This window comes from Streptomyces sp. NPDC002324 (assembly GCF_053593335.1).
Window position 1 is genome coordinate 164,359 of record NZ_JBSFCF010000006.1, and the last position, 26,008, is coordinate 190,366.

At 70.9% G+C, this 26,008-nt stretch carries 31 protein-coding genes and 1 riboswitch; of the genes, 13 read left to right on the plus strand and 18 right to left on the minus strand.

Annotation, left to right across the window (positions count from 1 at the left end; translation table 11 throughout):
- The first annotated feature begins 10 nt into the window (after positions 1-10).
- Complete coding sequence (locus ACWCRJ_RS11365) at positions 11-1,267, plus strand: Cmx/CmrA family chloramphenicol efflux MFS transporter (protein ID WP_450939049.1); 1,257 nt, start codon at positions 11-13, stop codon at positions 1,265-1,267.
- Positions 1,268-1,296: 29 nt separating this feature from the next.
- Entirely contained in the window at positions 1,297-2,400 is a 1,104-nt protein-coding gene (locus tag ACWCRJ_RS11370) for a GNAT family N-acetyltransferase (protein ID WP_450939184.1), read from the plus strand.
- 82 nt (positions 2,401-2,482) lie between these two features.
- Here ACWCRJ_RS11370 and ACWCRJ_RS11375 read toward each other — a convergent pair whose 3' ends face one another.
- Together ACWCRJ_RS11375 and ACWCRJ_RS11380 are read right to left on the minus strand one after the other, a co-directional pair.
- A complete protein-coding gene (locus ACWCRJ_RS11375; protein WP_450939050.1) occupies positions 2,483-2,758 on the minus strand; it encodes a DUF4031 domain-containing protein in 276 nt (91 codons plus the stop codon).
- On the minus strand, positions 2,755-3,210 hold the full coding sequence (locus tag ACWCRJ_RS11380) for a hypothetical protein (RefSeq protein ID WP_450939051.1): 456 nt from the start codon (positions 3,208-3,210) through the stop codon (positions 2,755-2,757). Before ACWCRJ_RS11380 ends, ACWCRJ_RS11375 begins: the two co-directional genes overlap by 4 nt.
- A gap of 55 nt (positions 3,211-3,265) precedes the next feature.
- On the opposite strand from ACWCRJ_RS11380, the gene ACWCRJ_RS11385 reads away from it, so the two are divergent.
- Both ACWCRJ_RS11385 and murQ read left to right on the plus strand, forming a co-directional pair.
- Positions 3,266-4,249, plus strand: coding sequence for a MurR/RpiR family transcriptional regulator (locus ACWCRJ_RS11385; RefSeq protein WP_450939052.1), 984 nt, complete (start codon positions 3,266-3,268; stop codon positions 4,247-4,249).
- Between the two features lie 99 nt (positions 4,250-4,348).
- Entirely contained in the window at positions 4,349-5,332 is a 984-nt protein-coding gene (murQ, locus tag ACWCRJ_RS11390; RefSeq protein ID WP_450939053.1) for an N-acetylmuramic acid 6-phosphate etherase, read from the plus strand.
- On the opposite strand, the gene ACWCRJ_RS11395 is transcribed toward murQ, so the two are convergent.
- Together ACWCRJ_RS11395 and ACWCRJ_RS11400 are read right to left on the minus strand one after the other, a co-directional pair.
- Positions 5,317-5,733, minus strand: coding sequence for a PIN domain-containing protein (locus ACWCRJ_RS11395; RefSeq protein ID WP_450939054.1), 417 nt, complete (start codon positions 5,731-5,733; stop codon positions 5,317-5,319). The two genes, murQ and ACWCRJ_RS11395, sit on opposite strands and share 16 nt — an antisense overlap.
- Entirely contained in the window at positions 5,730-5,954 is a 225-nt protein-coding gene (locus ACWCRJ_RS11400; RefSeq protein WP_450939055.1) for a type II toxin-antitoxin system VapB family antitoxin, read from the minus strand. The genes ACWCRJ_RS11395 and ACWCRJ_RS11400 overlap by 4 nt, the downstream gene beginning before the upstream one ends.
- A 176-nt stretch (positions 5,955-6,130) precedes the next feature.
- Here ACWCRJ_RS11400 and ACWCRJ_RS11405 point away from each other — a divergent pair, with 176 nt between their 5' ends.
- Both ACWCRJ_RS11405 and ACWCRJ_RS11410 read left to right on the plus strand, forming a co-directional pair.
- Positions 6,131-6,709: a hypothetical protein gene (locus ACWCRJ_RS11405; RefSeq protein WP_450939056.1), complete on the plus strand. Its 579-nt coding sequence runs from the start codon at positions 6,131-6,133 to the stop codon at positions 6,707-6,709.
- Between the two features lie 230 nt (positions 6,710-6,939).
- Positions 6,940-7,833, plus strand: a complete 894-nt coding sequence (locus tag ACWCRJ_RS11410; RefSeq protein ID WP_450939057.1) for a hypothetical protein — start codon at positions 6,940-6,942, stop codon at positions 7,831-7,833.
- Here the strand turns inward: ACWCRJ_RS11410 and ACWCRJ_RS11415 are convergent.
- The 3 genes from ACWCRJ_RS11415 to ACWCRJ_RS11425 form a co-directional block, all read right to left on the minus strand.
- The gene (locus ACWCRJ_RS11415; protein ID WP_450939058.1) at positions 7,824-8,507 is read right to left on the minus strand and encodes a preprotein translocase subunit SecD; all 684 of its coding nucleotides are present in this window, start codon (positions 8,505-8,507) and stop codon (positions 7,824-7,826) included. The two genes, ACWCRJ_RS11410 and ACWCRJ_RS11415, sit on opposite strands and share 10 nt — an antisense overlap.
- Positions 8,508-8,776: 269 nt before the next feature.
- Positions 8,777-8,989 (minus strand): hypothetical protein, encoded by a 213-nt coding sequence (locus ACWCRJ_RS11420; RefSeq protein WP_450939059.1) that lies wholly within the window; start codon positions 8,987-8,989, stop codon positions 8,777-8,779.
- Positions 8,986-9,216 carry a hypothetical protein gene (locus tag ACWCRJ_RS11425; protein ID WP_450939060.1) on the minus strand — a complete coding sequence of 77 codons (231 nt, stop codon included), beginning with the start codon at positions 9,214-9,216 and terminating at the stop codon, positions 8,986-8,988. Before ACWCRJ_RS11425 ends, ACWCRJ_RS11420 begins: the two co-directional genes overlap by 4 nt.
- Positions 9,217-9,330: 114 nt before the next feature.
- Here ACWCRJ_RS11425 and ACWCRJ_RS11430 point away from each other — a divergent pair, with 114 nt between their 5' ends.
- Positions 9,331-10,170 (plus strand): helix-turn-helix domain-containing protein, encoded by an 840-nt coding sequence (locus tag ACWCRJ_RS11430; RefSeq protein WP_450939061.1) that lies wholly within the window; start codon positions 9,331-9,333, stop codon positions 10,168-10,170.
- Positions 10,154-10,348 carry a DUF397 domain-containing protein gene (locus tag ACWCRJ_RS11435; RefSeq protein WP_450939062.1) on the plus strand — a complete coding sequence of 65 codons (195 nt, stop codon included), beginning with the start codon at positions 10,154-10,156 and terminating at the stop codon, positions 10,346-10,348. The genes ACWCRJ_RS11430 and ACWCRJ_RS11435 overlap by 17 nt, the downstream gene beginning before the upstream one ends.
- On the opposite strand, the gene ACWCRJ_RS11440 is transcribed toward ACWCRJ_RS11435, so the two are convergent.
- Positions 10,345-10,935, minus strand: coding sequence for a hypothetical protein (locus ACWCRJ_RS11440; RefSeq protein WP_450939063.1), 591 nt, complete (start codon positions 10,933-10,935; stop codon positions 10,345-10,347). The genes ACWCRJ_RS11435 and ACWCRJ_RS11440 overlap by 4 nt on opposite strands.
- A 76-nt stretch (positions 10,936-11,011) precedes the next feature.
- Positions 11,012-11,896: an LLM class flavin-dependent oxidoreductase gene (locus ACWCRJ_RS11445; RefSeq protein WP_450939064.1), complete on the minus strand. Its 885-nt coding sequence runs from the start codon at positions 11,894-11,896 to the stop codon at positions 11,012-11,014.
- Between the two features lie 479 nt (positions 11,897-12,375).
- On the opposite strand from ACWCRJ_RS11445, the gene ACWCRJ_RS11450 reads away from it, so the two are divergent.
- From ACWCRJ_RS11450 to ACWCRJ_RS11460, 3 genes are all read left to right on the plus strand, one after another.
- Positions 12,376-13,236, plus strand: a complete 861-nt coding sequence (locus ACWCRJ_RS11450) for a hypothetical protein (protein WP_450939065.1) — start codon at positions 12,376-12,378, stop codon at positions 13,234-13,236.
- An 88-nt stretch (positions 13,237-13,324) separates the two neighbouring features.
- On the plus strand, positions 13,325-13,552 hold the full coding sequence (locus tag ACWCRJ_RS11455; RefSeq protein WP_450939066.1) for a hypothetical protein: 228 nt from the start codon (positions 13,325-13,327) through the stop codon (positions 13,550-13,552).
- Between the two features lie 140 nt (positions 13,553-13,692).
- Positions 13,693-13,815 carry a hypothetical protein gene (locus ACWCRJ_RS11460; RefSeq protein ID WP_450939067.1) on the plus strand — a complete coding sequence of 41 codons (123 nt, stop codon included), beginning with the start codon at positions 13,693-13,695 and terminating at the stop codon, positions 13,813-13,815.
- A 44-nt stretch (positions 13,816-13,859) separates the two neighbouring features.
- Here ACWCRJ_RS11460 and ACWCRJ_RS11465 read toward each other — a convergent pair whose 3' ends face one another.
- The 6 genes from ACWCRJ_RS11465 to thrC form a co-directional block, all read right to left on the minus strand.
- Entirely contained in the window at positions 13,860-14,483 is a 624-nt protein-coding gene (locus ACWCRJ_RS11465; RefSeq protein WP_450939068.1) for a superoxide dismutase family protein, read from the minus strand.
- 188 nt (positions 14,484-14,671) lie between these two features.
- Positions 14,672-15,823 (minus strand): NADH:flavin oxidoreductase, encoded by a 1,152-nt coding sequence (locus tag ACWCRJ_RS11470; protein WP_450939069.1) that lies wholly within the window; start codon positions 15,821-15,823, stop codon positions 14,672-14,674.
- Positions 15,824-16,038: 215 nt separating this feature from the next.
- Positions 16,039-17,661, minus strand: coding sequence for a chaperonin GroEL (groL, locus tag ACWCRJ_RS11475; protein WP_059080350.1), 1,623 nt, complete (start codon positions 17,659-17,661; stop codon positions 16,039-16,041).
- 396 nt (positions 17,662-18,057) lie between these two features.
- Positions 18,058-18,264, minus strand: coding sequence for a cold-shock protein (locus ACWCRJ_RS11480; RefSeq protein WP_005486335.1), 207 nt, complete (start codon positions 18,262-18,264; stop codon positions 18,058-18,060).
- 462 nt (positions 18,265-18,726) lie between these two features.
- Positions 18,727-19,002: a MoaD/ThiS family protein gene (locus ACWCRJ_RS11485; RefSeq protein ID WP_275457709.1), complete on the minus strand. Its 276-nt coding sequence runs from the start codon at positions 19,000-19,002 to the stop codon at positions 18,727-18,729.
- Between the two features lie 128 nt (positions 19,003-19,130).
- A complete protein-coding gene (thrC, locus tag ACWCRJ_RS11490) occupies positions 19,131-20,423 on the minus strand; it encodes a threonine synthase (protein ID WP_450939070.1) in 1,293 nt (430 codons plus the stop codon).
- Positions 20,424-20,440: 17 nt separating this feature from the next.
- A riboswitch (SAM riboswitch) is annotated at positions 20,441-20,587 on the minus strand.
- A 131-nt stretch (positions 20,588-20,718) separates the two neighbouring features.
- Between thrC and ACWCRJ_RS11495 the strand changes: the two genes are divergently transcribed.
- Entirely contained in the window at positions 20,719-21,663 is a 945-nt protein-coding gene (locus ACWCRJ_RS11495; protein ID WP_450939071.1) for a glucosyl-3-phosphoglycerate synthase, read from the plus strand.
- Between the two features lie 285 nt (positions 21,664-21,948).
- Positions 21,949-23,367: an alpha,alpha-trehalose-phosphate synthase (UDP-forming) gene (locus tag ACWCRJ_RS11500; RefSeq protein ID WP_450939072.1), complete on the plus strand. Its 1,419-nt coding sequence runs from the start codon at positions 21,949-21,951 to the stop codon at positions 23,365-23,367.
- Between the two features lie 34 nt (positions 23,368-23,401).
- Here the strand turns inward: ACWCRJ_RS11500 and otsB are convergent, their stop codons facing one another.
- The 3 genes from otsB to ACWCRJ_RS11515 form a co-directional block, all read right to left on the minus strand.
- Complete coding sequence (gene otsB / locus ACWCRJ_RS11505; RefSeq protein ID WP_450939073.1) at positions 23,402-24,262, minus strand: trehalose-phosphatase; 861 nt, start codon at positions 24,260-24,262, stop codon at positions 23,402-23,404.
- 16 nt (positions 24,263-24,278) lie between these two features.
- Positions 24,279-24,506 (minus strand): DUF3263 domain-containing protein, encoded by a 228-nt coding sequence (locus ACWCRJ_RS11510; protein ID WP_450939074.1) that lies wholly within the window; start codon positions 24,504-24,506, stop codon positions 24,279-24,281.
- A gap of 262 nt (positions 24,507-24,768) precedes the next feature.
- Entirely contained in the window at positions 24,769-25,989 is a 1,221-nt protein-coding gene (locus ACWCRJ_RS11515; RefSeq protein ID WP_450939075.1) for an extracellular solute-binding protein, read from the minus strand.
- Positions 25,990-26,008 lie beyond the last annotated feature (19 nt).

The window sequence follows — 26,008 nt, forward strand, 5'->3', positions numbered from 1 at the left end:
GCCCCTGTATATGTCTTCTGCCGCCACCGCCCAGGACCACCCCGCCCGCTTCCGCATACCCCTCTCCGTCTACGTCCTCGGCCTCGCCGTCTTCGCGCTCGGCACCAGTGAGTTCATGCTCTCCGGGCTGCTGCCGCCCCTCGCCGAGGACATGCACGTGTCCATTCCACGGGCGGGGCTGCTGATCTCGGCGTTCGCGATCGGGATGGTGGTCGGGGCGCCGCTGCTGGCGGTGGCGACGCTGCGTCTGCCCCGGCGTACGACGCTGGTCGCGCTGATCACGATCTTCGGGCTGGGGCAGGTCGCGGGTGCCCTCGCCCCGAACTACGGCGTCCTCTTCGCCTCCCGGGTCGTGAGCGCACTCGCCTGCGCGGGGTTCTGGGCGGTCGGGGCGGCCGTGGCCGTGGCGATGGTGCCGGTGAACGCGCGGGCGCGCGCCCTGGCCATCATGATCGGCGGGTTGTCGATCGCGAACGTGCTCGGGGTGCCGGCGGGGGCGTTCCTCGGGGAGCACTTCGGGTGGCGGTCGGCGTTCTGGGCGGTGGCGGTGGCCTCGGCGATCGCGCTCGTCGGGGTCGTGACACTGGTTCCGGCCATTCCCCGGCCCGAGGAGCTGCCCCGGCTCGGGCAGGAGGTCCGGATCTACCGCGACCGGCAGGTCTGGCTGACCATCGCCGTCGTGGCGCTCGCCGCCGGCGGTGTCTTCTGCGCGTTCAGCTATCTCGCGCCGCTGCTCACGGACGTGGCGGGGCTGGACGACGGATGGGTGCCGACGGTTCTCGCGCTGTTCGGGATCGGCGCGCTGATCGGCACGGCGATCGGGGGCCGGGTCGCGGACGCGCACCTCTTCGGGGTGCTGCTCAGCGGTATCACCGCCTCCACCGTCTTCCTCGTCGCCCTGGCGCTGCTCGCCCAGTACGCCGTCGCCGCCGTGCTGCTCTCCTTCCTCCTCGGGGTGTCCTGCTTCTACACCGCCCCGGCGCTCAACGCCCGGCTGTTCAACGTCGCGGGCGCCGCCCCGACCCTGGCCGGCGCCACCACCACCGCCGCGTTCAACCTCGGCAACACCGGCGGCCCCTGGGTCGGCGGGGTGGTCATCGACGCGGGCTTCGGTTTCGCCTCCACCGCCTGGGCGGGCGCCGCCATCACCGCCGCCGCGATCGGCACCACGGCCGTGTCGCTGCGCCTGCACCGGCGTACGCGGGCCTCCCGGCTGGTGGCCGGGAGCGGTGACAGCGCCGTAAATCCGGTACGTACGGACGTCTGACCCCGCCTATCCTCGCCGCCATGCGACCAATGGGTGGGGATCAGGTACAGGAAGCGGTCGAACACTGTCTGGCGGTGCTGGAGACGGTGGTCGACCAGGACTGGGAGGGCGTCAAGGCCGGTCGGCTGGAGTGGAGTTGCCGGGGGACGGCCGACCACATCGCGTCGGACCTGCTCGCGTACGCGGGGCAGTTGGCGGGGCGGCCGACGGCTCGCTGGGTGCCGTTCGAGATCGACATGTCCGAGTGCGAGGACAACGCCGACGTACTGGAGGTGATCCGGACGACCGGTGTGCTGCTGGCCGCCACCGTCACCGCCACTCCCCGCTCGGTGCGGGGCTACCACCCGTATCCGTTCCGCGCGGCCGACCGTGAGGGCTTCGCGGCGATGGGGGTCGCCGAGGTGCTGCTGCACACGTACGACATCGCGGAGGGCCTCGGACTGCCCGCATCCGCGCACCTGCCGCCCGTCGGGCTCTGCGAGACCGTGCTCGCGCGCCTCTTCCCGCATGTCAGGCCCGGTGACGACCCCTGGGCGACGCTGCTGTGGGCCACCGGCCGGGGCGAGCTGCCGGGGCGCGCGCCCGTCACGGAGTGGCGGTGGCGCAACCCGCTGCACATCGACGCCGGGCGGATCGTCCTCCAGGGCGTCCACCCGGCCGCCGCGGCCGATCTCGCCGAGAGCGGCACGGGGGGCTTCGACTGGATCGTGGGCGGGCCCATCGACGGGACGCGGGTCGGGGCGGGGCTGGTGTTCCAGGCGTACGAGGCGGGGGTGCACCGGCCGGAGTGGGGCATGTTCGTGCTCGTACGCGAGGAGGACGGCATGGCCGTCGGCGCGCTCGGCTACCACGGCGCCCCGGACGAGGAGGGCCGCGTCGAGGTCGGCTACGACCTGGTCGAGGGGGCGCGCGGACGCGGCTACATGACCGAGGCACTGCGCGGGCTGGCCGACTGGGCACGGGAACGGGCCCGGGAACAGGGCGACGTACGGTCACTCTTCGCGGTCGTCGACAAGACGAACACTCCTTCACAGGGCGTCGTCACCCGGGCCGGCTTCCACAAGGTCAGCGACGACTGGGGCGACGGCGAGCACGGGACGCAGTTCGCGTACGAACTCCGCCTCGGCACCTGACGTCCACCGGGTCCGACTCGCACCGGCCGGGACCGCACGGGCCCGGGACCGCACGGGCCGGTACCGCACGGGCCGGGACCGCTCAGGCCGTCGTGGCGCCCCGCCGCTTCGGTCTGCGCAGGCCCGCCTCCGTCAGCCTGCGCAGCAGCTCCTTCGAGCCGACCTCCGCGGCTCCCGCCCGCACGACCTCCTCGTAGCGGTGGGACGGGATGTCGTAGTGGTCGCGTTCGAAGGCGCGCTCGGGGATGCCCAACCGCTGCGCGAAGGCGTGCAGTTCGTCGAAGGAGTGGTCGCTCACGAGGTGGGACCACATGCGGCCGTGCCCCGGCCAGGTGGGCGGATCGATGTAGAGGCTCACGAGGAACGCCCCTCTCCGAACGCCCCTCCGGGCCCCTCTTCGAACGCGCCTCCGGGCCCCTCTCCCGCCGCTTCTCCGATCGCCGTCCTCAGCGCCCCCACCGCCGCGACCCGCACCCCCGCCTTGTGGCACACCCATCGCGGGTCGGGTCCCAGCTCCGGTTCCACGTCGAGCGCGTGCGGGTCGCCGTCGTCGCAGACCGGGCAGAGGGGCCAGCGGCCGTACCGTTCGAGCAGGGCGTCCTGGACGTCCTGGGCGACGAGCCCGGCGACGTACGGCACCCCGTCCGGCCACTGCTCGACCCACCAGCGGCGTTGCACGACCGACTCCTCGACCATGGACACGACATCGGCCTCGGCGACCCTCCCGGCCGCCAGATCGGCGAGTACGAGGGCGCGGGCCGCGTGCAGCGCCTGCTCAAGGGGGCTCACGGGGTCACTGCTGGGGCTCATGCACCCATTGTGCGGCCCTTGACCATACGGCCGGAAAGAAAATATCTTTCATCATGTGAGTGATGACGTGAAGGAAAGTTTCGCAGCCGCGACCGGACAGGCCGCCGGCCGCCCGGCCGAAGGCCGGAGCGGCTCCGCGACCACGTCGTCCGCACCACCCGCCCCCGCCGCCCTCGCGGCGAAGGTGCGGACGCTGGCCCCGTCCATGACCCGCTCGATGCAGCGCGTCGCGGAGGCCGTCGCGAACGACCCGGCGGCCTGCGCCGCCCTCACGGTCACCGGCCTCGCCGAGCTGACCGGCACCAGCGAGGCGACGGTCGTCCGCACCGCCCGCCTCCTCGGCTACCCCGGCTACCGCGACCTGCGCCTCGCCCTCGCCGGACTCGCCGCCCACCAGCAGTCGGGCCGCGCCCCTTCGGTCACGGCCGACATCGCGGTGGACGACCCGCTGCCCGACGTGGTCGCCAAGCTCGCCTACGACGAGCAGCAGACCCTCGCGGACACGGCGGCCGGACTCGACATGGCCCAGCTCGGCGCGGCGGTCGGAGCGCTCGCCGGGGCCCGCCGTATAGACATCTACGGCGTCGGGGCGTCCGGGCTGGTCGCGCAGGACCTCACGCAGAAGCTGCTCCGCATAGGGCTGATAGCCCACGCCCACAGCGACCCGCACCTCGCCGTCACCAACGCGGTGCAGCTCCGCGCGAAGGACGTGGCCGTGGCGATCACCCACTCCGGCTCGACGGGCGACGTCATCGAGCCGCTGCGGGTCGCCTTCGACCACGGGGCCACGACGATCGCGATCACCGGACGGCCGGACGGACCGGTCTCCCAGTACGCCGACCACGTCCTGACGACGTCCACGGCCCGGGAGAGCGAGCTGCGACCGGCGGCGATGTCGTCCCGGACGAGTCAGCTGCTGGTGGTGGACTGCCTGTTCGTCGGGGTGGCGCAGCGCACGTACGAGTCGGCGGCGCCCGCGCTGTCGGCGTCGTACGAGGCGTTGGCACACCGGCACCGGGTCGGCGGCCCGTCCCGGTAGCACCCGGTGACGAGCGCCCCGGCACCGCGCAGGCCTCCGCAGCGAAGCACCCGCAGCACCGCCGTACCACCGCACGGCCCCGTACGGAATGAGCCCCCCATGCCCTCCACTCCCGGCACTCCCGACGCCTCCGCCCTCCCCAACCACCTGGCCGTGCGCGCCGAGTTGGAGTCGCTGACGACCGAGGCGTTCCGGCCGGAGCTGGCCGACATCGATCAGCTGCCGACGCTGGACATCGCGAAGCTGATGAACGCCGAGGACGCGACCGTGCCGACGGCGGTCTCCGCGCAGTTGCCCCTGATCGCGGCGGCCATCGACGCGATCGCGGAGCGGATGGCCCGGGGCGGCCGGCTCGTCTACGCGGGGGCGGGTACGGCCGGGCGGCTGGGCGTCCTGGACGCGTCCGAGTGCCCGCCGACGTTCAACACCGCGCCCTCGCAGGTCGTGGGCCTGATCGCGGGCGGCCGGGATGCCGTGATCACCTCGATCGAGGGGGCGGAGGACTCGGCGGAGCTGGCCCGGACCGACCTCGACGCGCTCGGACTCACGCCCGACGACACCGTGGTCGGCGTCTCCGCCTCCGGCCGCACCCCGTACGCGGTGGGCGCGGTGGAGCACGCGCGCGCGGTCGGCGCGCTCACCATCGGTCTGTCCTGCAACGCGGCCAGCGCGCTCGCCGCGGCGGCCGACCACGGCATCGAGATCGTCGCCGGACCGGAGCTGGTCACCGGCTCGACCCGCCTCAAGGCCGGCACGGCCCAGAAGCTGGTCCTCAACATGCTCTCGACGATCACCATGATCCGTCTCGGCAAGACCTACGGAAACCTCATGGTCGACGTCCGCGCCACCAACGACAAGCTCCGCGCCCGCTCCCACCGCATCGTCGCCCTCGCCACGGGCGCGACGGACACCGAGATCGAAACGGCCCTCACGGCCACGAACGGCCAGGTCAAGCACGCCATCCTCACCATCCTGACCGGCGTGGACGCGGACACCGCGACCCGCCTGCTGACGGAGAACGAGGGCCACCTGCGGGCGGCCCTGGCGGCGGCGATGACGGGGCCGACCTACAAGGGCCCTTGATGAACGTTGAGCTGTCGCAGCTCGACCGCCAGACGGGCAGCTCTCACGAAGTCCCTGTCGTCGTGCAGGACGACCAGACCATGGTGAGCGGCGGTGGCGCAGATCTGCAGATCGACGGCGGACAGTGCCTGGTGTTCACCCTGCTCGGCGGCCCTGAGCTGCAGCCCGCCGATCCAGTGCGGCGCGTTCTTCGGTACGGAGACGTCGGCGTAGAGGGCCGCGAACATCGCGTGGTACGCCTCGTACTCCTTGAGATCACGAGCGGACCGCAGGAACTCCGCCCGCTGCGGGTAGCACGACCGGAGGTCGCCGTCCATGACGACCGGACGCCACACGTCGTGGAGATGCCGGTCCCGGAGCAGGCGCCACAGGGCGGACGAGTCCAGCAGATAGCCGCTCACGCGCGGTGGGCCTCCTTGTCCGCGCGATGCGCGGCCTCGGCTCCCTCGATGTCCCACTCCTCGGCGAGTTCGAAGTACTTGTCATGGGCGGCGCCGCGCTGCAGCCGCAGGTTGTACTCCTCCAGCGCCTTCGCCACGGCCGCCGTCTTCGTCCGGTGCCCGCCCAGGCGCTTGGCGGTCTCCAGCGTCTCGTCGTCGATGTCGATGTGCGTCAGGGACATGCGACCCTCCGGCTCCCACGATGTACAGAATCATCGTTGATCTCGCCCTTCAGTGTACATAGCCGGATCGATGCGGCCCGGCCCCGGAGTCGCTGTCAGTGGTATGTGGCACGGTGGTGGGGATCGCTGATGTCCCGCATGCCCCCATGCCCACTTCCCAGGAAAGGACCGAGCCCGTGAACCACGCCCAGCTCACCGCCCTCGGCCGTGCCCTGCGTCTCCTCGGGGAACACGGCGAGACGCTGAGCGCCGAGACGACGGACGCCCGGCTGCACGAGGTGAAGGCGGACATCAGGCGTGCCCTGGAGCTGCTGGACGACACGGTCACGGCGGCCAAGCCGACGACCCGCTGCGCCGAGCATCCGAACGGCCCGGTCGACGAGGAGGCCCCGGACCGCTGTCTCCTCTGCGAGACCCGCCGCCGCGCCGCCCGCCGCACCCAGCTGAACGACAGCTACGGCCCTCCCCGCCCCACCGGCCCCGCCGCCCAGGCCCCCTCGCGCTACGGCATACGGGACGACCGCCCCCAGCCCCAGCAGCGCTGGCTCCCCGAGGCGTGGAACGGCCAGGTCTGGCAGCTCTGCGGCACCCCCCGCCGCGACCGCCGCGAGGCCGAGCTGTTTCTCGCCGCGCAGCGCCGGGGCCCCCGCCCCGCCATCGCGTACCGCCTGGTCCAGGAGTTCACGGACTACGACGTGACGCGTATCTGGGGCGAGCCGGTCCGGATGGACATCGAGCCGATGGGGAACGTCTGAGCGGGTCCCCCGCAGGACGCCGCACCCCCCGACACCCACACCCACACCCGACGCCCGGCTGACGCCCAGCCGACACGACATCCGCTGATCGGACCAACGCACGCTCCGACACCGGGCCGCCTCCCCCCGGGTCTGGCAGAGTCGACGGGGGTTCAGGGTCCGCGGTCGACGGCACCCGGCCCCTCAGTGACCTGGGGAGATGCCATGGGCGCAGCGGCAGACGGCCCTCGATGAGACAGCCCGGACAGCTCGGAGAGGCCGGACAGGCCCGACAGCACGCCGAGGGCGCCGGGCCGTTCACGACACGGCTCACCTGGCAGCCGCCCGGCGGCGGTACCGCGGTCTGGGAGTCGCGGCTCGCCCGGCGCCGCGGACTCATCACCGTCCACCCGACCGGCGCGGCCGCCGCCCGTCACGCCAGCGCCGACGACACCGCCGTCGCCCGGCTGCGCAGGCTCAACGCGATCGCCGCCACCGTCTTCGTCCTCGGCGGAGCACTGTTCGCCGCGGGTGCTGCCGTCGCCCAGTTCGGCTCGGGCGACGCCACCACCGCCGCGTCGATCTACTTCGCCGGCGGCCTGTGCTTCAACACCGGCGGCTATGTGTCCCTGCTCCAGGTGATCAACGCGCCTCGCCATGTGCCGGGCGGCGAAGGTGTCCTGGTCACCCGGCGCTGGCGTTGGTGGAGCTACGAGCCGGCGCGGGCCGACTGGCTGAGCACGTTCGTCCTGTTCGCCGGCACCCTGGTCTTCGCCGTCAACCTGCTCGACTCCTTCCTCCAGGGCCTGAGCGTGCAGCAGGTCAACCGTCTGATCTGGACGCCCGACATGATCGGCTGCGTGCTCTTCCTGATCTCCGGGCACCTCGCCCTCGTGGAGATCTGCCACGGCCGGCCGCGCCTGCTGCCGCACGACCTCGGCTGGTGGATCGTCGCCGTGAACCAGCTCGGCTCGGTCCTCTTCATGGTCTCGGCGTTCGCCGCCTACACCCGCCCGGCCACCGGAAGCCTGATCAACGCCGACATCGCCAACTGGGGCACCCTCACCGGCGCCCTCTGCTTCTCCGTCGGCGGCATCCTCCAGTACCTCGAACGGCCCCGGCCCGGTCACCGTGGTCAGCCCTGAGAAGCCGGCACCGTCGTCACGGAGGACACCCTCAGCCGCACGGGCAGGGCGCCCGTGTCCAGGTTGGCCGCCAGTTCCTCGGCCTCCTGCGGGGTGAAGTCGCCGGAGATCTCGGCCGTGCCGCCCGTGATCGCGGTGCTCACGGAGGGAGCGGAGACGACAGTACCGTCGAGGACGATGGCGAACTGGTTCTGTGGCGGGGTCTGCCGGGCCAGCCGGCCCGTGACGTCAGCGAACTTCTTCGCGCCCGCCGAGGTGAACTCCAGCGTCACGAACCAGCCGCCGCCACGCGCCGCGTCGACGTCCGCCGCCGCGTCGGACACATCCGTGCCGGGCACGGCGACGGGGCCGAGTTCGTACGTGGACAGGGCGTCCTGCTGCTCCCCGCACGCGGTCAGCGGCTGCGACGGGGAAGCGTCCGCCTCCGCCCGGCACGTGCCCTTGTCCTGCGTCGGAAGCTGGCTGAGCACCGGCCGGAACGCCAGCTCGGCCGGCGCGCCCAGCGCCTTCAACGACTCCTGACTCTCGGCCGGGCCCGCCACCGTGATCTGCCGCTTCTCCTCGACCGTCACCTCGACATCCGTCAGCTTGGCCGCCTTCACCCGGTCCCGCATCAGCCCGGCGGCCCGTTCCAGGGTGTCCGGGCTGACCGGCTCGGCGGACGTGAACGTCACGTACGCCCGGCCCCCGCCCCCGGAATCCGAGGCAGAGGGGGAGGCCGGGGCCGTGGCGCGCGGCCTGTCCGGCCCCGCCTTCGCGTCGCCGCCGGACCCGCCGCCCGTATCACCGCCCGACCCACCGCACCCGCACACCAGTCCGACCAGACACGCCACCAACCCGAGCGTCCCGCGCATCGCCGTCCCCCGCCCTCGATCCATGACCGTCCAGCCTGGCACGGTCACCCCGCAAAGGGGACAGTTTCCCTCCAAGTGTCACCAAGCGCTCAACACGGCAGCCTTCCCTCCTCGTTGACCTGTCGCACCCGGGCCCGCAGCACCTCCCCCGGGGCCGCCTCGCGGAGCGCGCCCGGCGGACAGTCCCACTCCCGTCCGCCCCCGACCGGCCGCAACTGCACGTAACCGCCCTCCCGGCCCATCACCTCGCCGATCCGGCCGTCCCGCACGTCGACGGCGTACGACCGCGCCGACGCCGTCACGTCTCGGCCGCCTCGCGCAGGACGGCGGCCAGGTTGGCGGCGACCTGGAGATTGCAGCAGCCCAACTCGACCAGTGGGTAAGGCAGTTCGCTGGCTCCGGTGATCGGATCGACCCGCAGCGACGGCAGGACGATCCCGACGCCGCGCAGCGCCCGGTCGAGCTGCTCCACGGCCTCCTCGGTCGTCCGCACCGGGTTGCGCCCCTTCGCCGCCGCTCTGTTCTCCACGTCCACGCCCTCCACACTGGGTTGCCGATTCACCACACAGCGTGTCCGAAAGGGCTTTAGCCTGGCCAGATACGACGCCCCAACAGGGGTTCTGCTGGACAGGGAGCCGTGGCCATGCCAGGACCGAAGGATCTGGACCCGTCGTCGTCACCCCGGGCGCTGCTGGGGGCGGAGTTGCGGCATGCCCGGGAGAGGGCGGGGCTCAGCCAGGAGGATCTGGGCCAGCGGTTGTTCGTGAGCGGGTCGTTCGTGGGGCAACTGGAGTCGGCGGTACGGCGGTTGCAGCCGGAGATCGCGCGGCTGATCGATGTGGCGCTGGAGACGGGGGACTTTTTCCTGCGGAATTGCCAGGCCGCCGCCAAGTCCAAGTATCCGGAGCACTTCGCGGAAGCTGCGGAGGCCGAGACAGAGGCCACGGAGATCAGGGAGTACGCGCCTCTACTGATCCCCGGATTGCTCCAGGCACCGGCGTACACACGTGCCGTGTGCCGGGCGTACCGACCGACGGCACCACAGAGAGTGATCGACGAACTGGTCACGGCCCGAATGGAGAGGGCACGCATCCTCGATGATCCAACCGAACCGCTGTTGTGGGCGGTGCTGGACGAGGCCGCCCTACGGCGTGTGACGGGCGGACGCGAGGTGATGGCAGAGGCCCTGCTCCACATCATCGGCTTGGTCCGACAGAGTCGGGTCGTCGTACAGGTACTGCCGTTCGAGGCGGGAGCGCATGCGGCGATGCAAGGTGCTCTCAAGCTGATGGACTTCGACGAGGCCCCGCCACTGGTCTACTACGAGGGGGTCGGCACCGGGCGTCTGGAGGACGACCCGGCCACAGTCCGACACCAGAGACGCACCTACGAGTTCCTCACCGCCGCAGCGCTCTCGCCCGAGAAGTCCCTGGTCATGCTTGAGGTCATGGCCCAGGATTACACGCATGAGGAACATCTCTGACACCGCCACCTGGCACAAGTCGACCTACAGCGGCGGCGACGGCGGCAACTGCCTCGAAGTCGCCGAAGGCCACCCCACCCACATCCCCGTGCGGGACTCCAAGACCCCCCTCGGCCCGGCGCTCGTGTTCCGGGCCGAGGTGTGGTCCGCGTTCGTCGACGACCTGAAGCGGCGCTAGCCGAACGGGTTGCCGTGGCCCGGCAGTCGGCCGCCCGGCGGCAGATACCGCAGGCGGCCGGCCCGGTCGGTCACCGGCGTGAACCCGGCGGCCTCCAGCCGGGCGGTGTACTTGGCGTTGCGACGACGGGTCGCGACAAGGCCCGCATACGCCATACCCATGAGCACGACCCAGCTGCCGATGCCGACGACGACACCCACGCCCACAGCGACGTCCTTGAACAGGTATCCGATACCGAAGGCCAGCCCGCTGAGACCGATGCCCGCGATGGCCAGCCGCTGCTTGTCCGTGTGCTGATGCCCGAGGTCGAACAACATGCGGGCCCTGAGCAGTTCGACCTCTTCGGGCACGACGGGCGGCAGCGAACCACCGTTCCGCGCGTCGGGATACCGCGCCCGGTTCCGCTCGGCACGCTCCCGGCCCTCGGGGCTCGGGTCGGGCACGAGGCGCAGCGCCATCTTGTTGTCACTGGTGATGTTCAGGTCCATGTACTCGTACCCGAACTGCTCGGCGATGAAGGCGAGCCGGGTGAGCCCCTTCATCGTCGTCATGCTGATGACGAGCTGCACGGGCTCACCGCTCTCCATCTTCCGCAACATCTTCCGCGCGCGTCTCGTACCCACCAGGACCCCCGTCCGTCACCAACGCCTACTGCACCAACACCTACTGTTCGAACAGCATTTCACTGAGGCGCCCGATCTGGCCGGGGTCGGGTGACCAGCAGTACAGGATCACCTCGTCCGCCCCGATCCCGGCGTACCCGGCGACCGCCGCCCGTACGGCCTCCGGTGTGGTCAGCAGCCCCTCCGCCATGTACTCCGCGCGGCCGGTGAAGGCGTAGTAGCGCAGCAGGTTGGCGCGGGCGTCGGCGATCACGGACGGCGGCCCGACCGCGACGCTGACCTGCGCCACGAGCTTCGGGCGCCCGGAGCGCCCGTGCCTCTCCCAGGCGGCCTCGACGTCGCGGAACAGACGGTCCAGGTACGTCGGAGGCAGCGCCGCGCCAAGGAAGCCGTCGCCCCAGCGTGCGACGCGTTCGAGCGCGGCAGGGGCGAAGCCGCCGAAGAGGACCTCGGGGCCGCCGGGGGTGGCGGGCAGCGGTCCGACCGCCCCGACCCCCTCCGCGTAGGGCTGACCTGACCAGGCCCAACGCAGTTGCTCCAGCTGCTCGTCGAGGCGACGGCCGCGCCGCCGGATGTCGATCCCGGCGACCCGGCAGTCGTCCTCACGCCCGCCCACCCCGATGCCGAGGGTGAAGCGCCCGCCGGAGATCCGGTCCAGCGTGGCCGTCTGCTTGGCGAGGACCGCGGTGTTGTGGTGCGGGGCGAGCAGGACTTCGGTCTGGACGCGGACACGGCTGGTGGCCCCGGCGAGCGCGGCCAGCGTGACCAGCGGTTCGGGGTTGTCGTAGACCAGGCGGTCCAGCAGTCCAAGTGTGCGGAAGGGGCTGGCGTCGGCGAGCCGGGCCCAGGTCAGCAGACCGGCGGGGTCGTCGACGGGCAGACCGAGCCCGACGGGGATGCGGGCGGATACAGCTACGGAACTCATGGCGGGACACTCCTGTGCGCGGGAGAAGGGCAGGGCAAACTCACTGCCGCCCGCTTCTTGGCCACGCACAGGTGTGCGTGCTCGCCCGCTCCCGTTCTGCGGCGTCCTTCTGGAGAGCGTGATCACCGAAGTGCCCCCACGCTACTCATCCGCCCCGCCCCCGGGCGAGCGAATTAACCCTCGCCGATACGCCCCGAAGCTCAAGCCGTCAGCCGCGAGCCCTCTTTTTTCGGATGGGGAGGTGGGCCTCAACCCACCCTCCCACCCGGCAAGTTGACGTCACGCGTTCGACTTGCCACGCACGGTGACGATGCTGATACGGTGCCCGCAGACGAAACAGCCCCCGCCAGGTGCTACCAACACCTGCGGGGGCTTGACCTACAAGATCGAAGGAAAAGTTCGATCCCATGGCTGTTGCCAACTTTAGTGCCGCCGCCCCGCCCGCGCACGCGGACTCACACCCTCCGCATCGCCATCCCATGGCGGCCCCGGGCTACGGCAAACGTGCCGCCCCTGGGCAACTCCCCCGCACCACACACGACTTCGCGGACCTTCTCCCCCGCGAAGCAGCGATCGCCGCGTACCTCGACCGGCTTCCCGACGGCGCCGACATCAGCGTGAAAACGCTGGCCAAGGAGCTGCCGTACGGCCAGTGCGCCCTGCGGACCGCCCTCAACAGGCTGCAGGGGGCGGGGTACTTGCGCCGGGGCCGCGAACACCTGACCGCCGAGTCGGGCACCGCGCACTGGATCACCCGAACGTGGTTCTCCCGTACCGCGCGCGACGACGACTGGTGGGCGGGCTTCACACGGGGTGACGTACCCGAGGAGGAATCGGAACGGACCCGTCCCACCCGCTCCCGCGCCCACATCCTGCTCGCCGCCCTCGGCCGTACGGTTCCGGCCCTGTCCCTCTCGCAGGCCGACTGCGTGGCCCTGGCCCCGCTGCTGGCACCGTGGTTCGAGCGCGGCGCCACCGAGGAGCACATCCACCGGGCCCTCACCGCGGGCCTCCCCGTCCCGGTCCACAGCCCGGCGGCCCTCATCCGCACCCGCCTCCGCGACAAACTCCCACCGGAGCCGGAGCCGCAACCGCAACGGGAGCCGGACCGGGCCCCGGAACCACACCCTTCCCGTCCACCCCTCCGCATGCTGGAATGCGCCCACTGCCGTACCCCGGGCCGCCCGGAAGCCCTGCCGGGCGGTGTCTGCAGCGCCTGCCGAGGCGAACGCGCCCCCGCCCACCCCCATACGCCCCTCTCCGCCGCCGCAGTCCACACCCACGCGGCCCGGATCCGTGCGGCGATGTCACCACAGCCACGCGAAAGGACACTCGTATGACGCTCCTACGGTCCGGCGGCATCGCACCGGGGCACGACGGGGGAAGGAGGCGACACCATGACCCCCTGACACCGATGAGCGCCCGCAGATGTCCGTCGAGGACTTCGAGGAACTCGTCCGCAGGGCTCCCAGGGAGCAGCGGAACCGGCTGGAGTTCCTCGGCGGGAAGCTGTGCGTCCGGCACGGCCCGCTCGACGTCGACGAGTTCGAGGAGCTGGCCGCAGCGGCTCCCGAAACCGTGCGGCTTGAGTACCTCAACGGAAAAGTCGAGGTCAAGGCAATGCCGGACGGCAACCACCGCTCGATCTTCATGTAGCTGCTGCGTCAGTGCATGCAACACCGTCCGGACCTGGGCCTCGTACCCGAGTCCGGAGTGAAGGCCGAGACATATCGCAAGGGCCGCGCGCGCACCGACGGCACGCTCGTACCGGTGGACCATTTCCGGGGAGACGGCGAGTGGTCCGACCCCCTCGGCGGTACCGGCAGACCGAGTCCCACCCGTGGGGCGCGACCGTCGAGATCCCGGCGCCCGTGAGCAACACGTTGGACACCGAGAAGCTCAAGGACTACGCCGACTGACCCGCCTCGGCGCGGCGGCTGGTTCCCGCGCGCCCTGCCCGCCCCTACACGAACGGCACGTTCACGCAGGCCAGTCGCGCGCCGGCCGTCCCCGCGTGACCCTCGTGCGTGGACGTGGCGGCCTCGTGCAGCACCACGGAACGGGCCCCGCCCTCGCGGAACCGCCAGTCTACGACCGCGATCGAACGCGCCGAGCCGTTCCCGTTCGTCCTCAGGTCCAACCAGACCTCGTTCTCGGGGTTGGCGTAGGCCGGGTCGACGGAGGGCTGCTTCGGGTCCAGCTCGTTCTGGTAGTGCGGCCCGGCGTCGGCGGGCAGCTTGCCGCACGGCTTGGTGTGTACATGAGCGCCGTACGTACGGTCCGCGGCGAGGTCCCGCAGCCGCAGCTCGATCCGCGTACCGCCGTCGCGCCGCAGCTCCTCCTTGACCTGCACCCGGCCGGCCACGGGCACCAGTTCGGTGGAGTAGGTGACGGCCGGGGCCAAGGCGGCGGTGTCGGCCGGTGCGAACACCGTCCTGACGACGACCTTCTTCACCGGGGTCTTCCGGGCGACGGGCTCGCCGGCGTCCGCGGTGGCGGCCACACCGAGACCACCGGCGACGGCCGCCACGGCGGCAGCGGCCGCGACGTACCGCTTGTTCTTGAGGATGAGCTTGTGTCGTGCCATGGGGATGCCTGTCCGATGCGTGGGGGGATCCGATCATCAGCCCATCGGCGCCCCAACTACCAGGATAGTCACCGGAGTTGGGGCGCCGACGGCGCTGTGCCCACGACAGTACAACGACACATATGACGGAATTGGCTCGCTACCGCCGGGTACTGGGGAGACTTGGCGAAAGGTACGGGTGATGAGGTTCAGCTGAGCGAGGTCAGCGCCGCCGGCTGGAACGCCTTCAGCTCGTCGAAGCGGCCGTCGAGGACCTTCGCGGCCCACTGCGGGTCCTGGAGGAGTGCGCGGCCCACCGCAACGAGGTCGAACTCCTCGGCCTCCAGGCTGTTCAGCAGGTCGTCGATCGCCTTCGTCGTCGCGCCCTCACCGGCGAACGCGGTGAGGAACTCGCCGTCCAGACCGACCGAGCCGACCGTGATGGCGGGCTTGCCGGTGAGCTTCTTCGTCCAGCCCGCGAGGTTCAGCTCGGAACCCTCGAACTCCGCCTGCCAGTAGCGGCGCGTCGACGCGTGGAAGGCGTCGACGCCGGCCGCGACGAGCGGGTTCAGCAGCGCCTCCAGCTCCTCGGGCGTCTGGGCGAGGCGGGCGTCGTAGCCGTCCTGCTTCCACTGCGAGTAGCGGAAGATGACGGGGAAATCGGCGGACACGGAGTCCCGCACGGCCGCCACGACCTCCGCCGCGAACCTCGTCCGGGCGACGAGGTCACCGCCGTAGGCGTCCGTACGGCGGTTGGTGCGCTCCCAGAGGAACTGGTCGATCAGGTAGCCGTGGGCGCCGTGCAGTTCGACGCCGTCCATGCCGATGCGCTCCGCCTCGGCGGCGGACTTGGCGAAGGCCTCGATGACCTCGTCGATGTCGGCCTGCGTCATGGCCCGGCCGCCCTCGGCCTCGGTGCCGTCGACCCGCAGACCGGACGGGCCGAGGACCGGCGCCTCGGGGAAGAGCTGCCCCCGCTGCCGGACGGCCCCGATGTGCCACAGCTGCGGGACGATCGTGCCGCCCCCGGCGTGCACCGCCTCCGCGACCTTCGCCCACCCCGCGAGCTGCTCCTCACCGGCGAACCTCGGCACGTTGTCCAGGTCCCCGGCGGTCTCGTGCCCGACGTAGGTCCCCTCGGTCACGATCAGCCCGACCCCCGCGGCCGCCCGCCGCCCGTAGTACGCGGCCACGTCCGCCCCCGGCACACCACCGGGCGAGAACGTCCGCGTCATGGGCGCCATGACGATCCGGTTCGGGACGGTCAGACCGTTGATCGTGACGGGCCGGGACAGTACCTCGGCGGCACGGGCGGTGGAGGCGGTGGTCACGTGGGACTCCTCGGGACGTTCGGACGGCATGGGTGGCATGGGTGCCACGGGTGGTTCGAAGGTGGCACGGACACTGCACTACATGCGCATGCATATAGTCACCTCCGCACAACCGCCCCGCCCGCCACCGCATTCCGCCGCCGCGCCCACGTCCGATGTGACCCCGGACACGCCCGAGGGCGGCACCCCCCGTTTCCGGGGAGTGCCGCCCTCGGTACCGCAGGACGGTGATCGACCGGGGTCGATCAGAAGTCCATGTCACCGCCCGGCATGCCGCCACCGGCAGGCGCGGACGCCTTCTCCGGCTTGTCGGCGATGACGGCCTCGGTGGTGAGGAACAGCGCGGCGATGGAGGCCGCGTTCTGCAGCGCGGAGCGCGTGACCTTCGCCGGGTCGATGATGCCCTCGGCGATCATGTCGACGTACTCACCGGTCGCGGCGTTCAGGCCGTGGCCGACGGGCAGGTTGCGCACCTTCTCGACGATGACACCGCCCTCGAGGCCGCCGTTGACGGCGATCTGCTTGAGCGGGGCCTCCAGGGCGAGCTTCACGGCGTTGGCGCCGGTCGCCTCGTCACCCGTCAGCTCCAGCTTCTCGAAGACCGAGGAGGCCTGCAGCAGGGCCACGCCACCACCGGCGACGATGCCCTCCTCGACGGCCGCCTTCGCGTTGCGAACGGCGTCCTCGATGCGGTGCTTGCGCTCCTTGAGCTCGACCTCGGTCGCGGCACCGGCCTTGATGACGGCCACGCCGCCCGCGAGCTTCGCCAGGCGCTCCTGGAGCTTCTCGCGGTCGTAGTCCGAGTCGCTGTTCTCGATCTCGGCGCGGATCTGGTTGACCCGGCCCTGGACCTGCTCCGAGGAGCCGGACCCGTCGACGATCGTGGTCTCGTCCTTGGTGATGACGACCTTGCGGGCACGGCCCAGGAGGTCGATCGTGGTGTTCTCCAGCTTGAGGCCGACCTCCTCGGAGATCACCTCGCCACCGGTGAGGATGGCGATGTCGTTCAGCATCGCCTTGCGGCGGTCACCGAAGCCCGGGGCCTTGACGGCGACGGACTTGAAGGTGCCACGGATCTTGTTGACGACCAGGGTCGACAGGGCCTCGCCCTCGACGTCCTCGGCGATGATCAGCAGCGGCTTGCCCGACTGCATGACCTTCTCCAGGAGCGGGAGCAGGTCCTTGACGTTCGCGATCTTGGAGTTCGCGATCAGGATGTACGGGTCGTCGAGGACGGCCTCCATACGCTCCATGTCGGTGGCGAAGTACGCCGAGATGTAGCCCTTGTCGAAGCGCATACCCTCGGTGAGCTCCAGCTCCAGACCGAAGGTCTGGGACTCCTCGACGGTGATGACGCCTTCCTTGCCGACCTTGTCCATGGCCTCGGCGATGAGCTCGCCGATCTGGGTGTCGGCGGCGGAGATGGAGGCCGTGGAAGCGATCTGCTCCTTGGTCTCGACATCCTTCGCCTGCTCCAGCAGGGCGCCGGAGACGGCCTCGACGGCCTTCTCGATGCCGCGCTTGAGGGCCATCGGGTTGGCACCCGCGGCGACGTTGCGCAGGCCTTCGCGGACCAGCGCCTGGGCCAGGACGGTCGCGGTCGTCGTGCCGTCACCGGCTACGTCGTCCGTCTTCTTCGCGACTTCCTTTACCAGCTCGGCGCCGATCTTCTCGTACGGGTCCTCGAGCTCGATCTCCTTGGCGATGGACACACCGTCGTTGGTGATCGTGGGGGCGCCCCACTTCTTCTCGAGGACGACGTTGCGGCCCTTGGGGCCGAGCGTCACCTTGACGGCGTCCGCGAGCTGGTTCATGCCGCGCTCGAGGCCGCGCCGTGCCTCCTCGTCGAACGCGATGATCTTGGCCATGTGAAGTGGTCCTCCCGGACAGGGGGTGGATTGCTCCGGACCGCGCTGGCGCCCGCGACGGACGGCCTGCCTGCCTCGTGGTTCCTTGCCCCACCCGGCTTGCGGGCCTCGCCGACCCGGTCCTCGTTGTCACTCTCACCTTCAGAGTGCTAACGCCAATGATTAGCACTCGACCCCTGCGAGTGCAAGCGCCTTTCGGTGATCCGCAGGTGAACGCGCCCCCCGCGCCCCCGTGCGCAACCCCCTGCGCGACCGACGCACGCCCCGCCCCGGACCGATCACGGCCCACCGCGCACCCCACACCGCGCACACAAGAGGGCCCGCACCCCGAAAACGGGGTGCGAGCCCTCCTACGAAGAACGAAGAACGTCGCTGCGTTGAACCCGGCGCGTTACTTCAGCCGGCCGCGAGTCGGACCATGTCCGCCTGCGGCCCCTTCTGACCCTGCGAGATCTCGAACTCGACCCGCTGGCCCTCTTCCAGGGTGCGGTAGCCGTCCATCTGAATCGCGCTGTAGTGGACGAATACATCCGCACCACCGTCGACCGCGATGAAGCCGTACCCCTTCTCCGCGTTGAACCACTTGACGGTGCCCTGAGCCATGCCTAACTCCCCTATTACTGGCCCTTGCACAGATCCACACTTCGCGGATCCGGGTCAGACCTCACCCCCCAACGGTTGGGGGTGTGCGCCGGAACGCGTCGACCGCGGCCGAATGTATCTGTCCAACTGCCCTCTGCAACAGGTCAATCGGACGAGAATTCTGGACACGACCGGTCGGGAATGTACGAACAATTCGCCCGAATTCAGGGCAAGTCGGGCCCCACAAAAGGAGCGAAATACACAAAAGGCCTGCACACTTTGGCTACTTCATATAGGGCGTGCGGCGGAATCACATATGCATCCGGCATGGAATCACTACGGTGATCGGACCGGGTTCCCCAACTCTACAGTGCTCAACCATAGAGAATTGCCCCCTCCGCTTCTCTCACGGAGGGGGCAATTCGATGAACTCTCGGTAATCAAAGTTACCGACGGTTACTACCGACGGGTACGGACCGGGGGTCAGCCACCCGCGACGGCGGGAATGATCGACACGCCCGCGCCGTCCGGCGTCGCCGTCTCCAGGCCCTGCTCGAACCGGACATCGTCATCATTCACGTACACATTCACGAACCGCCGCAGCTTGCCCTGATCATCGAGAACCCGGGCGGCGATCCCGTTGTGGTTCTTCTCCAGGTCGGCGATCACCTCGGCGAGGGTGCCGCCCTCGGCACTGACCTCGGCCTGACCGCCGGTGTAGGTGCGAAGGATGGTGGGGATGCGGACGTTGACGGACATGATGGGAAACCTCCGGGGAGTGCAGCGAACCTAAGGGGCGCGGGGCCGTGTTCCATGTGCGGCTACCGCCGCGTGGGCGCGACAAGCCCCGCCTACCCGCAGCCGAACGACTTGCTGACGGGTCCTGCTTACGCGAGACCGGCCTCTCGGAACGAATCGAGGCTGGGCCGGATGGTCGCGGTCAGGCCGGTCCCGGCCACCGCGTCCAGCGTCTTGAGACCGTCCCCGGTGTTGAGGACGACCGTGGTCAGCGTCGGGTCGAGGACGCCGTCCTCGATCAGCTTCTTCGTGACGCCGACGGTCACGCCGCCGGCGGTCTCCGCGAAGATCCCCTCGGTCCGGGCGAGCAGCTTGATCGCCTCGACGATCTGCTCGTCCGTCACGTCCTCCACGGCCCCACCGGTCCGCCGTGCGATGTCGAGCACGTACGGCCCGTCCGCCGGGTTGCCGATCGCGAGCGACTTGGCGATGGTGTTCGGCTTCTGCGGCCGCACGACGTCGTGGCCGGCCTTGTAGGCCACCGACACCGGCGAGCACCCCTCGGCCTGCGCACCGAAGATCTTGTACGGCTTGTCCTCGACGAGTCCGAGCTTGATCAGCTCCTGCAGCCCCTTGTCGATCTTCGTGAGCTGCGACCCGGAGGCGATCGGCACGACCAGCTGGTCCGGCAGCTTCCAGCCGAGCTGCTCGCAGATCTCGTACGCCAGGGTCTTGGAGCCCTCCGCGTAGTACGGCCGCAGGTTGACGTTCACGAAGCCCCAGCCCTCGCCGGCCGGATCGCCGATCAGCTCGGAGCAGAAGCGGTTCACGTCGTCGTAGTTGCCCTCGATGCCGACCAGCTCGCCGCCGTAGACCGCGGCCATGACGACCTTGCCCTGCTCCAGGTCGTGCGGGATGAACACGCAGGACCGGAAGCCGGCACGGGCTGCGGCGGCGCCGACGGCACCGGCCAGGTTGCCCGTGGAGGAGCAGGAGAGGGTGGTGAAGCCGAAGGCGCGGGCGGCTTCCAGCGCCTGGGCCACGACACGGTCCTTGAAGGAGTGCGTCGGGTTGCCCGAGTCGTCCTTGATGAACAGCTTGCCGGCGTCGACGCCGAGCGCGGCGGCCAGGTTGTCGGCCTTGACGAGCTGGGTCCAGCCGGGGTTGATGTTCGGCTTGGTCGCCACGTCGGCCGGGACGGGCAGCAGGGGCGCGTACCGCCAGATGTTCGCGGGGCCGGACTCGATCGTCTTCCGCAGCTCCTCCGTGTCGTACGCGGAGTAGTCGTACGCGATCTCCAGAGGCCCGAAACACTCCTCACAGGCGAAGACCGGTCCGAGCGGTACCCGGTGACCGCATTCCCGACAGCTCAGGGCGGCGGCGGGCCCGAGGTCTACTGTGGAGGTGGAATCGGTGGTGCTTGCAACAGTCTGCGCAGCCATGGAGGCGAGGCCCTTTCTCCTCATCTTCCTCACGACGCACTTCGCCGTGAGACGGATTTGGCACCTTCCCGAGCCGGGAGCCTCACCACGACAACGTGGTCAGACCGGCTGGAGGGTTGCCGGGGCTTCATCGGGCCGTATCCCTCTGCCCCTCTGGATGAGCGGTATTTGGTTGTATACGCCGACGGGCACCGACATGCGATGGTCACCAGCGTTGTCCAAGACTGTAACCGAAGGCCAGGACAGTTGAGAGAGCCGTCCGAACCGCGAGATGAACGCAGAGGAGCCGCGCACTGTGCTGAAGGAAGTCGAGCGCTGGCTGAGTACCCGCTCCTGGTCCATGGCCGACCGCCCGCTCCACAGGATCATGGCCGCCAAACGCGCCTGCGGCCAGTCGGTCAGCGTGGTCCTGCCCGCACTGAACGAGGAGGAGACCGTCGGCGACATCGTCGCGATCATCCGCCACGACCTCATGCGGCAGGTCCCGCTCGTCGACGAGATCGTGGTCGTCGACTCCGGCTCCACCGACCGGACGTCGCAGGTCGCGGCGGCGGCCGGCGCGCGGGTCGTCCACCGCGACGACATACTGCCCCGCGTCCCGGCCGTGCCCGGCAAGGGCGAGGTCCTGTGGCGGTCCCTGCTCGTCACGAGCGGTGACGTCGTCTGCTTCATCGACGCGGACCTCAGGGAGTTCTCGTCCGACTTCGTCTCCGGGATCGTCGGCCCGCTGCTGACGGACCCCGGTGTCGACCTCGTCAAGGCGATGTACGACCGTCCCCTCGGCTCCGCCGCCGGCCAGGGCGGCCGTGTGACGGAACTCATGGCCCGCCCCCTGCTCAACATGCACTGGCCCCAGCTGGCCGGCTTCGTCCAGCCCCTCGGCGGCGAGTACGCGGCCCGCCGCTCCCTCCTGGAGCGGCTCCCGTTCCCCGTCGGCTACGGCGTGGAGCTGGGCATGCTGGTCGACGCGCTGCACCTGGTCGGCCTCGACGCCCTGTCCCAGGTCGACGTGGGCGTCCGCAAACACCGCCACCAGGACGGGCAGGCGCTGGGCCGCATGTCCGCGGCGATCTACCGCACGGCCCAGCTCCGACTGGCCCGCGGCCACCTGATCCGTCCCGTCCTGACCCAGTTCGAGCGCGGACGGGAGGGGTTCGAGCCGCGGACGTACTCGGTGGACCTGGAGGAACGGCCGCCGATGGTGGAGATCGCGGAGTACGCGGAGCGGAAGGCGGCATAGGGGGAGGGGGTGCGGTTTTCGTCGCCGGGTGCGAGTGTGTGGGGCTTCTCGCGCAGTTCCCCGCGCCCCTAAAAGCCCAGGCCCCTGCGGGCCTGCAAGGTGCCGGCGTCGGCACTGAAAAGCACGGGGCGCAGCCCCTGCTTTTCAGGGGCGCGGGGAACTGCGCGAGAAGCCCCACCGGACCCGCACCCGCCGACGCACCCGCACCCCCCACCCCCCGAGGCACTCCTGTATACGGCCGAACCGCACGTTTGACCTCCGAACCCCCGGGCTAGGTTGAGCCTTATGGCATCAACGCACGGCTCGGCCCACGTACTCGTCGCGTCCAACCGGGGACCCGTCACCTACACGCTGGACGAGAGGACCGACACACTCGGCGCGAAGCGCGGCGGCGGCGGTCTCGTCTCGGGCCTCTCCGCGATCGACCCGTCCTCCGGCGCCGTCTGGGTCTGCTCCGCCCTGGGCGACGGCGACCGCGAGGCCGTACGACGCGGCATCGGCGAACCGGGCGTGCGCATGCTCGACATCCCCGCCGACGTGCACCACGACGCGTACAACGGCGTCGCCAACTCCACGCTGTGGTTCGTGCACCACATGCTCTACCAGACCCCCCTGGAACCGGCCTTCGACGCGGAGTTCCGGCGGCAGTGGGCGGCGTACGAGACGTACAACCGCGCCTTCGCCGAGGCGCTCGCCGACGAGGCGGCGGACGGCGCGGCCGTCCTGGTGCAGGACTACCACCTGGTCCTGGTCCCCCGCATGCTGCGCGAACTCCGCCCCGACCTGCGCATCGGCCACTTCTCGCACACCCCGTGGGCGCCCGTCGACTACTTCCGGATGCTCCCCGACGACATCGCCGCACAGGTGCTCGACGGCATCCTCGGCGCCGACCGCGCCGCGTTCCTCACCCGGCGGTGGGCGGACGCGTTCACCGCCTGCTGTCACGCCGTCCTCGGCCCCGACGCCACGTCCGGCACGAGGATCGGCGTGCACGGCCTGGGCGCCGACGCCGAGTTCCTGCGGACCCGCGCCCACCAGCGGGACGTCGACGAGCGCATCGTCACGCTGCGGGAGCAGATCGGCACGGCGCCCGACGGCACCCCGCGCCGCACGATCGTCCGCGTCGACCGCACCGAGCTGTCGAAGAACATCGTGCGCGGCCTGCACGCCTACCGGCAGCTCCTCGACGACCGGCCGACCTGGCGCGAGCGCGTCGTGCATGTCGCCTTCGCGTACCCGTCGCGCCAGGACCTCGCGGTGTACCGGGACTACATGGCCGAGGTCCAGCGCGTCGCGGACGACATCAACGAGCTGTACGGGACACCGGACTGGACCCCGGTCATCCTCCACCTCAAGGACGACTTCGCACGCTCCCTCGCCGCGTACCGTCTCGCGGACGTGGCCCTGGTGAACCCCATCCGCGACGGCATGAACCTCGTCGCCAAGGAGGTGCCGGTGATCTCCGACCGGGGGTGCGTGCTGGTGCTGTCGCGGGAGGCCGGGGCGTACGAGGAGCTGGGGGACGACGCGGTGGTGGTGAACCCGTACGACGTGGTGGGTACGGCGGCCGCGCTGGACGAGGCGTTGAACCTGCCGGCGGCCGAGCGGGCGGAGCGGGGCAAGCGGCTGGTCGCGGCGGCCACCGCGCTGCCGCCCACGCAGTGGTTCCTGGACCAGCTGAGGGCGCTGGAGGAGGCCCGGTAGCTACGGGAGGCCGGGCCCTCTCCTCGTCTCCTCGCTATACGTGCCCGGCGATGCCCGCCAGGAGGCGGACGACCCCCTCCGGGCCGTTCACCACCAGGTCGGCCCGCTCCGACAGTTCGGTGACCTCCGCGCTGCCGCTGCAGACCAGGAGGCCGGGCGTGCCCTCGGTGCGGAGTTTCTCGACGGCGGCGAAGGCGGGGAGGTCGCCGAGGTCGTCACCGGCGTAGAGGACGGATTCGGCGGCGGTTTCCGCCAGGTACTCGCGGAGGGCGACGCCCTTGTCCATGCCCGGGGGGCGGAGTTCGAGGACCATGCGGCCGGGTTCGACGATGAGGCCGTGCCGGGCGGCGAGGTCGGTGAGCGGGGCGCGCAGTGCGTCGAAGGCGGCCTGGGGGTCGCCGGCGCGGCGGGTGTGGACGGCGACCGCCCGTCCCTTCTCCTCGATCCAGGTCCCCTGCCACGCGCCGACGCCGTCCAGGAAGCCGGGCAGCTCCGCGCGGACCGCCGCGACACCGGGGTGCGGGGCGGGGGCGCTGACCGTGCCGGTGACGGCGTCCCAGCGTTCGGCGCCGTAGTGGCCGAGGACGACGAGGCGCTCCAGCCCGGGGACACCGGCGAAGCCGCCGTGGCGGACGGCGACGGCCGCCGGGCGGCCGGTCACCACGGCCACGGAGGCGACCTTGGGGGCGAGGGCGGCGAGGGCGGCGACCGCGTCGGGGTGGGCGCGGGCCTGCTCGGGGTCGGGGACGATCGGGGCGAGCGTGCCGTCGAAGTCGAGCGCGATCACCGTGCCGCTCGGGCGGTCGAGGATCGCGTCCAGCGCGTCCCGCCCGGCCGGGGTCACGGGTGTCGGCAAGGTGGCCTTGGGGTTCTCTGCGTCCTTGTGGCTGCCCATGGTTCGACCCTATCCGTCATCGCTCGGCCCGGCGTGCCTCCCGGACTCTTCGCAGCCGGTTGACGGTGACCGGGTCGTGGGCGAGGGCGCGGGGGTCGTCGAGCAGGGCGTTGAGCAGTTGGTAGTACCGCACCGGCGCCAGACCGAGCCGCTCCCGGATGACCCGCTCCTTGGCCCCCGGCCCCTCCCACCCCTGCCGCTCCACGGCGAGGATCGCCTGCTCCCGGGTGCCCAGCTCGTCCATGCGACGACCGTAACGGAGGGGTGTGACAACGCGAGGGGGTGGGGCGGGGTGGGTGCGTTGCCGGGCGCGGGTGCGTGGGGGGGGCTGGTCGCGCAGTTCCCCGGGCCCCTGAAAAGCAGGGCTGCGGGAGCTGGGTCTTCAGGCCCGCAGGGGCCGTGTCTTTCAGGGGCGCGGGGAACTGCGCGAGCAGCCCCACCGAGCCGCACCCGCCGACGCACCCGCACCCCCACCCCATGTCGCGCCCCCCGACCCCCAGGCCGCCCTACTCCTCCCGATCAGCGACAGTCGCCGTCTGCTGCAGCTCACCGAGCACGGTCGCCGGCTTCGCGTCAGGCCGCACCGCCCGCCCGATCTGCTCCTTCAGCGCCGCACTGACATCCGCCCAGGACGTCTTGCCGACCGGATACAGCTCCGCGCTGGGCAGCGCGTCGAGGAAGGGCCCCAGCTCCGCGTCGCCCTTGTCCCCCGCCATAGCCTCGGACGCGGACGCGGTCACCGGCAGCAGGTCGTACTCCCGGGAGAAGTCGAGCACGTTCTCGTCGCTGTAGACGAAGTCGAGGAAGTCACCGATCTCGTCCTCGTGCCCGTTCTGCTTGAAGGCCATCATCCAGTCGGCGACCCCCATGGTCGCGTGCTTGCGCGTGTCACGCCCCGGCATGGGGGCCGTCCCGTACTCGACCCCCTTGTCGGCGGCCATCTTCATCAGGCTGGGGTGCCCGTTGAGCATGCCGACCTCGCCGCGCGCGAACGCCGCGAACGCGTCGGCGCGGTTGAGTTCGGCAGGGGCGACGGGCCCGGTGAGGCCCTTGTCGACGAGCTTGTCCTTGAGCCAGGTGAAGGTCCGGACGTTGTCGTCGGAGTCGATCCGGTAGGTGCCGACGTTGTCGGTGTAGCCGCCCCCGCCGCTGAACAGCCACTGCATGGTCTCGGCCTGCGCCTCCTCGGACCCGAGCGGCAGCGCGTACGGGGTGCCGACCCCGGCCCCGTCGAGCGCCTCGGCGTCGGCGGCCAGCTCGTTCCAGCTGCGCGGGGCGCGGTCGATGCCCGCCTCGGCGAAGAGTTTCCTGTTGTAGAAGAGGACGCGGGTGGACGCGGCGAACGGCATCCCGTACGCGACCCGCTTCACCTTGCCCGCGTCGGCGAGCTGGGGGAGGAAGCCGGCCTGGACGGGGATGGAGAGCAGGTCGTCGACCTCGTAGAGCCGGCCGGCCGAGGCGTAGTCCGCGTAGGTGCCGGCCTGCGCGAGATCGGGGGCCTCGTCGGCGGCGACCATTTCCTTGATCTTGCGGTCGACGTCGTTCCAGGAGTAGACGCTGACATCGATCTTGACGCCCGGAGTCTTCTTCTCGTACGCCTTCACGACCGCGTCCCAGTACTTCTGGGAGCTGTTCGCCTTGGAGTCGCCGTAGTCGGCGGCGACCAGTCTCAGCGTGACGCCGGGACCCTCGCCCTCCGAGGCGCCGCAGCCCGCAAGCATCGCCATCAGTCCCAGCGCGGACGCC

What these genes read in the sequence shown, in the direction of transcription:
- ACWCRJ_RS11500 (WP_450939072.1), top strand. Translation starts at nt 21,949, where the DNA reads ATGGCATCAACGCACGGCTCGGCCCACGTACTCGTCGCGTCCAACCGG.
- ACWCRJ_RS11365 (WP_450939049.1), top strand. Translation starts at nt 11, where the DNA reads ATGTCTTCTGCCGCCACCGCCCAGGACCACCCCGCCCGCTTCCGCATA.
- ACWCRJ_RS11380 (WP_450939051.1), bottom strand. Translation starts at nt 3,210, where the DNA reads ATGAGCCCCAGCAGTGACCCCGTGAGCCCCCTTGAGCAGGCGCTGCAC.
- ACWCRJ_RS11410 (WP_450939057.1), top strand. Translation starts at nt 6,940, where the DNA reads ATGAGACAGCCCGGACAGCTCGGAGAGGCCGGACAGGCCCGACAGCAC.
- groL (WP_059080350.1), bottom strand. Translation starts at nt 17,661, where the DNA reads ATGGCCAAGATCATCGCGTTCGACGAGGAGGCACGGCGCGGCCTCGAG.
- ACWCRJ_RS11450 (WP_450939065.1), top strand. Translation starts at nt 12,376, where the DNA reads ATGGCGGCCCCGGGCTACGGCAAACGTGCCGCCCCTGGGCAACTCCCC.
- ACWCRJ_RS11485 (WP_275457709.1), bottom strand. Translation starts at nt 19,002, where the DNA reads ATGTCCGTCAACGTCCGCATCCCCACCATCCTTCGCACCTACACCGGC.
- otsB (WP_450939073.1), bottom strand. Translation starts at nt 24,262, where the DNA reads ATGGGCAGCCACAAGGACGCAGAGAACCCCAAGGCCACCTTGCCGACA.
- ACWCRJ_RS11470 (WP_450939069.1), bottom strand. Translation starts at nt 15,823, where the DNA reads ATGCCGTCCGAACGTCCCGAGGAGTCCCACGTGACCACCGCCTCCACC.
- thrC (WP_450939070.1), bottom strand. Translation starts at nt 20,423, where the DNA reads ATGGCTGCGCAGACTGTTGCAAGCACCACCGATTCCACCTCCACAGTA.
- ACWCRJ_RS11435 (WP_450939062.1), top strand. Translation starts at nt 10,154, where the DNA reads ATGAGGAACATCTCTGACACCGCCACCTGGCACAAGTCGACCTACAGC.
- ACWCRJ_RS11445 (WP_450939064.1), bottom strand. Translation starts at nt 11,896, where the DNA reads ATGAGTTCCGTAGCTGTATCCGCCCGCATCCCCGTCGGGCTCGGTCTG.
- ACWCRJ_RS11400 (WP_450939055.1), bottom strand. Translation starts at nt 5,954, where the DNA reads ATGTCCCTGACGCACATCGACATCGACGACGAGACGCTGGAGACCGCC.
- ACWCRJ_RS11465 (WP_450939068.1), bottom strand. Translation starts at nt 14,483, where the DNA reads ATGGCACGACACAAGCTCATCCTCAAGAACAAGCGGTACGTCGCGGCC.
- ACWCRJ_RS11480 (WP_005486335.1), bottom strand. Translation starts at nt 18,264, where the DNA reads ATGGCTCAGGGCACCGTCAAGTGGTTCAACGCGGAGAAGGGGTACGGC.
- ACWCRJ_RS11510 (WP_450939074.1), bottom strand. Translation starts at nt 24,506, where the DNA reads ATGGACGAGCTGGGCACCCGGGAGCAGGCGATCCTCGCCGTGGAGCGG.
- ACWCRJ_RS11455 (WP_450939066.1), top strand. Translation starts at nt 13,325, where the DNA reads ATGTCCGTCGAGGACTTCGAGGAACTCGTCCGCAGGGCTCCCAGGGAG.
- ACWCRJ_RS11515 (WP_450939075.1), bottom strand. Translation starts at nt 25,989, where the DNA reads ATGGCGATGCTTGCGGGCTGCGGCGCCTCGGAGGGCGAGGGTCCCGGC.
- ACWCRJ_RS11440 (WP_450939063.1), bottom strand. Translation starts at nt 10,935, where the DNA reads ATGGAGAGCGGTGAGCCCGTGCAGCTCGTCATCAGCATGACGACGATG.
- murQ (WP_450939053.1), top strand. Translation starts at nt 4,349, where the DNA reads ATGCCCTCCACTCCCGGCACTCCCGACGCCTCCGCCCTCCCCAACCAC.
- ACWCRJ_RS11430 (WP_450939061.1), top strand. Translation starts at nt 9,331, where the DNA reads ATGCCAGGACCGAAGGATCTGGACCCGTCGTCGTCACCCCGGGCGCTG.
- ACWCRJ_RS11370 (WP_450939184.1), top strand. Translation starts at nt 1,297, where the DNA reads ATGGGTGGGGATCAGGTACAGGAAGCGGTCGAACACTGTCTGGCGGTG.